At 68.6% G+C, this 7,932-nt stretch carries 10 protein-coding genes; 8 read left to right on the top strand and 2 right to left on the bottom strand.

Annotated features, from left to right (window positions below; all coding sequences use genetic code 11):
* Together OS124_RS25165 and dksA are read right to left on the bottom strand one after the other, a co-directional pair.
* A partial coding sequence (locus tag OS124_RS25165) for an FAD-dependent oxidoreductase (RefSeq protein WP_010141242.1) occupies positions 1-674 on the bottom strand: 674 nt, incomplete at its 3' end.
* 252 nt (positions 675-926) lie between these two features.
* Positions 927-1,349, bottom strand: a complete 423-nt coding sequence (gene dksA, locus OS124_RS0117910; RefSeq protein ID WP_010141240.1) for an RNA polymerase-binding protein DksA — start codon at positions 1,347-1,349, stop codon at positions 927-929.
* A 466-nt stretch (positions 1,350-1,815) separates the two neighbouring features.
* Here dksA and OS124_RS0117905 point away from each other — a divergent pair, with 466 nt between their 5' ends.
* From OS124_RS0117905 to OS124_RS0117870, 8 genes are all read left to right on the top strand, one after another.
* Positions 1,816-2,664 (top strand): AAA family ATPase, encoded by an 849-nt coding sequence (locus OS124_RS0117905; protein WP_010141239.1) that lies wholly within the window; start codon positions 1,816-1,818, stop codon positions 2,662-2,664.
* 146 nt (positions 2,665-2,810) lie between these two features.
* Positions 2,811-3,254 (top strand): GNAT family N-acetyltransferase, encoded by a 444-nt coding sequence (locus tag OS124_RS0117900; RefSeq protein ID WP_010141238.1) that lies wholly within the window; start codon positions 2,811-2,813, stop codon positions 3,252-3,254.
* A gap of 2 nt (positions 3,255-3,256) precedes the next feature.
* Positions 3,257-4,651, top strand: a complete 1,395-nt coding sequence (locus OS124_RS0117895; protein ID WP_010141237.1) for a DUF2927 domain-containing protein — start codon at positions 3,257-3,259, stop codon at positions 4,649-4,651.
* Between the two features lie 43 nt (positions 4,652-4,694).
* The gene (locus OS124_RS27585; protein WP_010141236.1) at positions 4,695-4,862 is read left to right on the top strand and encodes a hypothetical protein; all 168 of its coding nucleotides are present in this window, start codon (positions 4,695-4,697) and stop codon (positions 4,860-4,862) included.
* Positions 4,863-4,895: 33 nt separating this feature from the next.
* On the top strand, positions 4,896-6,080 hold the full coding sequence (locus OS124_RS0117885) for a vWA domain-containing protein (RefSeq protein WP_010141235.1): 1,185 nt from the start codon (positions 4,896-4,898) through the stop codon (positions 6,078-6,080).
* Positions 6,081-6,149: 69 nt separating this feature from the next.
* Positions 6,150-6,578, top strand: coding sequence for an OsmC family peroxiredoxin (locus OS124_RS0117880; protein ID WP_010141234.1), 429 nt, complete (start codon positions 6,150-6,152; stop codon positions 6,576-6,578).
* 180 nt (positions 6,579-6,758) lie between these two features.
* Positions 6,759-7,442, top strand: a complete 684-nt coding sequence (locus tag OS124_RS0117875) for a M48 family metallopeptidase (RefSeq protein ID WP_029375549.1) — start codon at positions 6,759-6,761, stop codon at positions 7,440-7,442.
* A 23-nt stretch (positions 7,443-7,465) separates the two neighbouring features.
* Positions 7,466-7,932, top strand: a 467-nt coding sequence (locus OS124_RS0117870; protein ID WP_010141232.1) for an MsnO8 family LLM class oxidoreductase, incomplete at its 3' end; no start/stop codon positions are given.

Here is a 7,932-nt window from a genome sequence, read left to right as displayed (position 1 = left end):
CGGCGCTCTTCCACTGCGACGATATTTCGGTAGGCACCGCCGCGCAGCGGGTAGGTCACCAGGTGGCGCCCGGCCCCATGAACAGCCGCGCCTCGGCCGCCTCGGGATCGCCGGGGGCCGAGGGCACCACCGCGCGCCAGGCCACCTGGCCGGTGAACTTCGGCTCGGCCCGGCCCAGGATCACCCCCGCGCAGGCGCGAATGCAGCCCGTCGGCGCCGACTACGAGGTCCGGCCGCATCCGGGCCTGGTTGGCAATGCGGATCTCGGGGCCGCTGTCAGGTGCGGCGCCGGTCTCGATGGTCTCGACACGTTGCAGCAGGCGGATGCGGGCCCCGGCCTGGCGGGCGCCATGGGCCAGCGCGGCAATCAGGTCGGCGCGGTGGCAGAGGTAGTAGCCGCTGTCGTCCAGCCCCATGCGGATCGCCGTACGCCCCGAACGGTCCAGCAGGTGCACAGCCTCGTTGCGCATGCCGATCGTCGCAGGCTCGATCCCCAGGCCGCGCAGCACCGCCGCACCATTCGGGCTGATCTGCAGCCCGGCCCCGACCTCGCGGATCTTCTCGGCCTGCTCCAGCACCGTGACCTCGGCACCGCGCAGGGCCAGCGCCCGGGCAGCCGCAAGGCCGCCGATCCCGGCGCCGATCACGGCAATCCTCATTCCATCCAGCGGCACGGGCCGGTCTCCTGCTGCTGCGCCATGGGCCGACGCGGATCTGGCCGGGGCCTGTACACAGCGGAATCGCAGGCGACCCCGGCGCGGGGCGGAAAGATATGGCGCCTGATGGCCCCGGGATGCAAGCGACAAGGCTGCCGCAACGCCCTTGCGAGAATGCAACAACGCCGGGGCAAAGCCCCGGCGTCGCTGAGTTTTCGCGGATCCTGTTCCTCGCCGCGACGGAATGCCCCCCGCCCGGCCGGCCCCGGATCAATCGTCGCGGTGGACCTTCTCGCGGCGCTCGTGACGCTCCTGCGCCTCGAGGCTCATGGTGGCGATCGGCCGGGCGTCGAGACGCTTCAGGCTGATCGGTTCACCGGTCACTTCGCAATAGCCGTATTCGCCCTCGTCGATCCGGCGCAGGGCGCTGTCGATCTTGGCAACCAGCTTGCGCTGGCGGTCCCGGGTGCGCAGCTCCAGCGCCCGGTCGGTCTCTTCGCTGGCGCGATCCGCGATATCGGGAATATTGCGGGTGGAGTCCTTCATGCCTTCGATCGTATCGCGGCTGTCGGAGAGGATTTCCTCTTTCCAGGCCAACAGCTTGCGACGGAAATACTCGGTCTGACGGTCATTCATGAACGGCTCGTCCTCGGCGGGACGATAGTCGTCTTCAAGGAAAGTTTCTGCTTTCATCAGCGGCTCCCGAACTTGTCCTCGCCCCGGGAGAGAAGAGCCTTCCCGGGCAGCGGGGTCCCCTGCGGAGGGGGATTAACGCCTCGGGCAAGCAATGTCACTACACAATCCGTTAGTCATGGCGCTGATGCGCATCGCAAAACAAGGGCGCCCGGGTGCCCGGCGACGCCCCTGCCAGCCTGTCCCCTGCCGGGAAAAACCTCGCCATGGCGGTGACTTACACTCACGCTGCCGTGAAGGTCGAGCGGGCGAGGCAAGCGTGGAAAGCAACGGCTTCCGATAAAATTGCCCCTGTTTTGGTGAACCTGAGCCTAAGGAATTTGCTCAAATGACATGCTTAACGCGGGGATCCGGGCCCTCGCCCCCCCCTGTTCCGGGGCCTGCGATCCGGGCGGGACGTGGCGGCGCGCTTGCCAATCCCGGCCCTGCCCCCTACCCCTTCAGGGGCAACCGGAGGGAGGGTTTCATGACGGCGCGTTTCGAAGGCACGGCAGACTACGTGGCAACCGAGGATCTGACCGTCGCGGTCAATGCGGCGATCACCCTGCAGCGGCCGCTGCTGGTCAAGGGCGAGCCCGGCACCGGCAAGACCGAACTGGCCCGCCAGGTAGCCGAAAGCCTCGGCACGCCGATGATCGAATGGAACATCAAGTCCACCACCCGCGCCCAGCAGGGCCTCTATGAATACGATGCGGTCTCGCGCCTGCGCGACAGCCAACTGGGCGAAGAGCGCGTGCATGATGTCGCGAATTACATCCGCCAGGGCAAGCTCTGGCAGGCCTTCACCGCGCCCGAGCGCGTGGTGCTGCTGATCGACGAGATCGACAAGGCCGACATCGAATTCCCCAACGACCTGCTGCAGGAACTCGACCGGATGGAATTCCACGTCTACGAGACCGGAGAGACCATCCGCGCCCTCAACCGCCCCATCGTCATCATCACCTCGAACAACGAGAAGGAGCTGCCCGACGCCTTCCTGCGCCGCTGCTTCTTCCACTACATCCGCTTCCCCGACATGGAGACGATGCGCAGGATCGTCGAGGTGCATCACCCCGGCATCAAGGTCGAGCTGCTGACCGCCGCCCTGACCCAGTTCTTCGAGCTGCGCGAGATGCCGGGCCTGAAGAAGAAGCCCTCGACCTCCGAGGTGCTGGACTGGCTGAAGCTGCTGCTGGCCGAGGACCTGACCCCAGAAGACCTGAAGCGCGACGGGGCCAATGCGCTGCCGAAGCTGCACGGCGCGCTGCTGAAGAACGAGCAGGACGTGCATCTGTTCGAAAAGCTGGCCTTCATGGCCCGCGGGCAGCGGCGCTGAGCCCTGCCCCTTCTGCGGGCATCCGGCACAGGAGGCGCGCGGGGTCACCCGCCCGAACCTGTGCCGATCGGCGACTGATACGTAAAATCTGTTTTCCTGGCGCGGAAAATGCGCAACGCTGACGATGCCAACAGGAAGACAAGACAATGACCATCGACATCCGCCCCCTCGTTGCCGCCGACCGTGCCGACTGGGGGGCGCTCTGGGAAGGCTACCTGACCTTCTACGAGACCACCCTGCCCGCCCGGACCTACGACCTGACCTTCGCGCGGCTGCTCGATCCGGCGCGCCCCCAGTGGGGGCGGCTGGCGCTGGTCGACGGGCAGCCCATGGGGCTGGTGCACTACATCTTCCACGCGCACAACTGGCATGACGCGGACGTCTGCTATCTGCAGGATCTCTATGCCGCCCCCGAGGCACGCGGCACCGGCATGGGCCGGGCGCTGATCGAGGCGGTCCGGGACGAAGCCCGCGCCGCCGGCAGTTCCGCCCTCTACTGGATGACCCAGGAGGGCAATGCCACGGCGCGCCAGCTCTATGACCGGCTGGCCCGCAAGACAGACTTCATCAAGTACGGCATGGATCTCTGATCATGGTCCTGCTGCCCCGCCTCGGCCTTTGCCTCACGCTCCTGCTGCCCGCCGCCTGCATGGGCCCGCCGCCGCTCGAGCCCCCGTCCACGCCGACACGCGCCGCCCAGCAGGCCCTGCCCGACCTGCCGCCGATGAAGCTGTTCCCGGCCGGGCCCCCGCCGGCCTCGGTGGCGGTGTCGAACGCCGACCTGGCGCGGGATTTCCTGGATCTCAGCTTCCAGCTGGAATCCGGCCGCAAGCTGCCCGTCTTCACCCGCTTCGAGGGGCAGATCCGGGTCGGCCTTTCGGGGCAGGTGCCTCCGGGCATGGCGCGTGACCTCGACGTGGTGATTGCCCGGCTGCGGCGCGAGGCGGGGATCGACATCGTCCGCCTGCCGCTGGGACAGGAGGGCAACCTGAACATCAGCGCCGTCGCCGGCGACGACATCCGCCGCGAGCTGCCCGCCGCCGCCTGTTTCGTCGTCCCGGGGATCAGCCAGCTCAGCCAGTATCGCCGCGCGCGCCGACAGGCGAAGACCGACTGGGCACAGCTGCAGACCCGCGAAAGGCTGGCGATCTTCGTACCTGCGGATGCCCCCCCGCAAGAGTTGCGCGATTGCCTGCACGAAGAACTGGCGCAGTCCCTGGGGCCGCTGAACGACCTTTACCGGCTGCCTGACAGCACCTTCAACGACGACAACATCCACTCCATCCTCACCGCCTACGACATGCTGATCCTGCGCGTGACCTATGCGCCCGAGCTGCGCTCGGGGATGAGCCGGGCCGAGGTCGCCGCGCGCCTGCCTGCCCTGCTCGACCGGCTGAACCCGCAGGGGCGTGCGGTGGCACCGCGCCGCCTCGGCGAGACGCCGGGGGCCTGGAAGCTGGCGGTGGCCCGTGCGCTCGGCCCCGGCGCCTCGCCGGCCAACCGGGTGCGCGGCGCACAGCAGGCGGTGGCCCTGGCCCAGTCCTATGGCTGGAGCGACCACCGGCTGGCCTTCTCGTACTACATGCTGGGACGACTGGCCCAGGCCCAGGACCCCGGGCGCGCCAAGGGCTACCTGACGCGCGCCCACGAGATCTATTCCGCCGATCCCCACACCCGCCTGCACGCGGCCCATACCGCCGTGCAGCTTGCCGCCTATGCTCTCGCCGAGGGCAAGCCAGAGCGCACCCTGGCGCTGCTGGCCGGGCGCGAGGCGGTGGCGCGCGACTACCAGAACGCCATGCTGCTGGCCAATATCGAGATGCTGCGTGCCGAGGCGCTGGAACGCACCGGCCGCCCGGACGAGGCCCGGCGGGTGCGGCTGGACTCTCTGGGCTGGGCACGCTACGGCTTCGGCCCGGACTGGGCCGTGCGCGCCCGTCTTCAGGAGATCGCGGCGCTGAGCCCGGCCCGGCGTGGCCGCGGCTAGGATCGCCCGGCCAGGACAGACCAGACGGCAGGAGGAGCCCCAGATGTTCGCAGTTGCAGGCCTTGTGATCGGCGCGCTCTTCGGGGCCTGGCGGGCGAAATCCCGCGGCGGCGACCGGCGTGACATGTTCCAATATGCCGCCACCCATGCCATCCTCTTCGCGCTGATCGGGCTCTTCGTGACCCTCTTCATCCACCGCGCGCTGGCCTGATCCCGCCGCCGGTGCCCTGCCCCGGAGGTTCTGATGTTCATTCCCTTCTTCGACGCCCTGCGCAGCCACGCGGTGCCCGTCAGCCTGCGGGAGTACCTGACCTTCCTCGAAGCGTTGAAGGCCGGGCTGGTCACCTATGACCCCGAGGGCTTCTACTACCTCGCCCGCGCCGCCATGGTGAAGGACGAGCGCAACATCGACCGTTTCGACCGCGCCTTCGCCGCCGCCTTCTCGGGCCTGGAAGAGATCAGCGCCGAGCAGGTCATCGAGGCGGTGCAGATCCCCGAGGACTGGCTGCGCTCGATGGCCGCCAAACACCTCACCGAAGAGGAAAAGGCGCGGATCGAGGCGCTTGGTGGCTTCGAGAAGCTGATGGAGACGCTGAAGCAGCGGCTGGAAGAGCAGAAGGAACGCCACCAGGGCGGCAACAAGTGGATCGGCACCGGGGGCACCTCGCCCTTCGGCGCCGATGGCTACAACCCCGAGGGCGTGCGCATCGGCCAGAAGGACAGCCGCCACCAGCGCGCCGTCAAGGTCTGGGACAAGCGCGAGTTCCGCGATTTCGACGATGCGCAGGAGCTGGGCACCCGCAACATCAAGGTGGCGCTGAAACGGCTGCGCAAATGGGCCCGCGACGGCGCCCGTGACGAGCTGGACCTCGACGGCACCATCCGCGCCACCGCCGAGCACGGCTATCTCGACGTGCAGACCAGGCCCGAGCGGCGCAACGCGGTGAAGGTGCTGCTGTTTCTCGATGTCGGCGGCTCGATGGACCCGCATGTGAAGGTGGTGGAAGAGCTGTTCTCGGCCGCGCGGGCCGAGTTCAAGCACCTCGAACACTACTACTTCCACAACTGCCTCTACGAGGGCGTCTGGCGCGAGAACGCCCGTCGCTGGACCGAGCAGACCCCGACCTGGGAGGTCCTGCGCACCTATGACGCCGACTACAAGTGCATCTTCGTCGGCGACGCCAGCATGAGCCCCTACGAGATCGCCTACCCCGGCGGCGCCAGCGAACACTGGAACCCCGAGGCCGGCCAGACCTGGCTGCAACGCGCCCGCGAGCACTGGCCGGATCATCTCTGGATCAACCCGGTGCCCGAACGCTACTGGGACTACACCCACTCCATCGGCATGATCCGGGAGCTCTTCGAGGATCGCATGGTGCCGATGACCCTGGAGGGGCTGGACCGCGGGATGCGCGACCTGGTGCGCTAGGCGTCGGCGTGGAACCTCTGCGCGGACGCGGTGTTGGGTCAGCAAGACACCCAACCCAAGGAGGTTCCCATGATCCGCAAGACCGCATCCGCCCGCTGGACCGGCACCATCAAGGACGGCTCGGGCCATATCTCGACCCAGTCCGGAGCACTCTCGGATCAGCCCTACGGCTTCAACACCCGTTTCGAGGATGCCCCCGGCACCAATCCCGAAGAGCTGATCGGCGCGGCCCATGCCGGGTGTTTCACCATGGCGCTCTCGAAGGTGCTGGAAGAGGCCGGCATGGTCGCCGAGAGGCTGGAAACCAAGGCCACGGTGAAGATGGAAAAGGACGATGCCGGCTTCACGATTACCGCCGTCGAGCTTGACCTGAAGGCCACCATTCCGGGCGCCGACCGCGAGGCCTTCTTCGAGGCTGCCAAAACCGCCAAGGAGACCTGCCCGGTCTCGCGCCTGCTGGCCGCCGCCGAGATCACCCTGGACGCCGAGCTGCTCTGAGCCGCGCGCGCCTGCCGCAAGACCGGGCCCGTCGCCAGACCGGGCCGGGGGCGCCACCGCGTGGCCCCGGCCATCCTCACCCGCCGCTGAGGGATGATCCCCGCAGCCGCGCGCAACCTGCCGCGCCGCTCTGCAGGGCGGCCCCTTGCCCTGCCCGCCAGCCGCCCACATATCGGCTGCATGCTGAAGTTCACCCCCATCCTGCTGGCCCTGCTCTATGCCCTCGTGGTCTGGCGCTTCTCGACCTGGAAGCTGAAGGCCGAGCTGGATCAGCGCTCGGCCGAGCTGGCCGAACCGGGGCTGCGCGAGCTGAACCAGCGCCTCGCCCGGGCGCTGGACCTGCCACGCATCCGGGTGCATCTCTATGACATCCCCGCGATCAACGGTCTGGCGGCGCCGGACGGGCGGATCTTCCTGACCCGCGGCTTCCTCGAGGCCTATCGTGCAGGGCGCGTCAGCGCCGAGGAGCTGGCTTCGGTCATCGCCCATGAGCTGGGGCACGTGGCGCTTGGCCACAGCCGGCGGCGGATGATCGACTTTTCCAGCCAGAACGCCCTCAGGGTCGGCCTGGCGCAGGTGCTGGGGCGCTTCATTCCCGGTCTCGGCCCGATGATCGCCAGCGCCGCCATGTCGTTGCTGGCCGCGCGTCTTTCGCGCGGCGACGAATACGAGGCCGACGCCTATGCAGCCGCCCTGCTGACCAAGGCGGGCATCGGCACCGCACCGCAGATCTCGCTGCTGGAAAAACTGAAACACCTTACCGGCGCGGGCGGCGCCGGTCGCGCCGCCTGGCTGATGAGCCATCCCCGCACCTCGGAACGCGTCGCAGCGATCCGCAGGCTGGAGAGCCGCTGGCACGGGTGAAGACCCGCCCTGAAAGGACCCCGATGAAATATTCCCTCCTCGACCTCGCCCCGATCCCCGAGGGCAGCTCCGCCGCGCAGGCCATCGCCAATTCGGTCGCCCTTGCCCAGGCGGCGGAAGGCTTCGGCTACAACCGCCTCTGGCTGGCCGAACACCACAACATGCCCGGCATCGCCTCGTCGGCAACGGCGGTGATGATCGGCCATATCGCCGGCCAGACCAGACGCATCCGCGTCGGGGCCGGGGGCATCATGCTGCCCAACCACTCGCCGCTGGCCGTGGCCGAGCAGTTCGGCACCCTGGCCGAGATCTACCCGGGCCGCATCGACCTCGGGCTGGGCCGGGCGCCCGGCACCGACATGGCGACGGCGCGGGCGCTGCGCCGCCACATGGGCGGCGAGGACCACTTCCCCCGCGATGTCGGAGAGCTGCTGGCCTATCTCGGCGATCCGCAGGAGGGCCAGAGCCTGCACGCCATTCCCGGCGAAGG

The organism is Oceanicola sp. S124, from assembly GCF_000220565.1.
GTDB lineage: Bacteria > Pseudomonadota > Alphaproteobacteria > Rhodobacterales > Rhodobacteraceae > Pseudooceanicola.
Note: the sequence above shows the minus strand (reverse complement) of the source record. Positions and strands in the feature narration are given on the sequence as shown.

Coding starts and splice junctions, on each gene's coding strand:
- dksA (WP_010141240.1), bottom strand. CDS start 1,349: ATGAAAGCAGAAACTTTCCTTGAAGACGACTATCGTCCCGCCGAGGAC.
- OS124_RS0117905 (WP_010141239.1), top strand. CDS start 1,816: ATGACGGCGCGTTTCGAAGGCACGGCAGACTACGTGGCAACCGAGGAT.
- OS124_RS0117900 (WP_010141238.1), top strand. CDS start 2,811: ATGACCATCGACATCCGCCCCCTCGTTGCCGCCGACCGTGCCGACTGG.
- OS124_RS0117895 (WP_010141237.1), top strand. CDS start 3,257: ATGGTCCTGCTGCCCCGCCTCGGCCTTTGCCTCACGCTCCTGCTGCCC.
- OS124_RS27585 (WP_010141236.1), top strand. CDS start 4,695: ATGTTCGCAGTTGCAGGCCTTGTGATCGGCGCGCTCTTCGGGGCCTGG.
- OS124_RS0117885 (WP_010141235.1), top strand. CDS start 4,896: ATGTTCATTCCCTTCTTCGACGCCCTGCGCAGCCACGCGGTGCCCGTC.
- OS124_RS0117880 (WP_010141234.1), top strand. CDS start 6,150: ATGATCCGCAAGACCGCATCCGCCCGCTGGACCGGCACCATCAAGGAC.
- OS124_RS0117875 (WP_029375549.1), top strand. CDS start 6,759: ATGCTGAAGTTCACCCCCATCCTGCTGGCCCTGCTCTATGCCCTCGTG.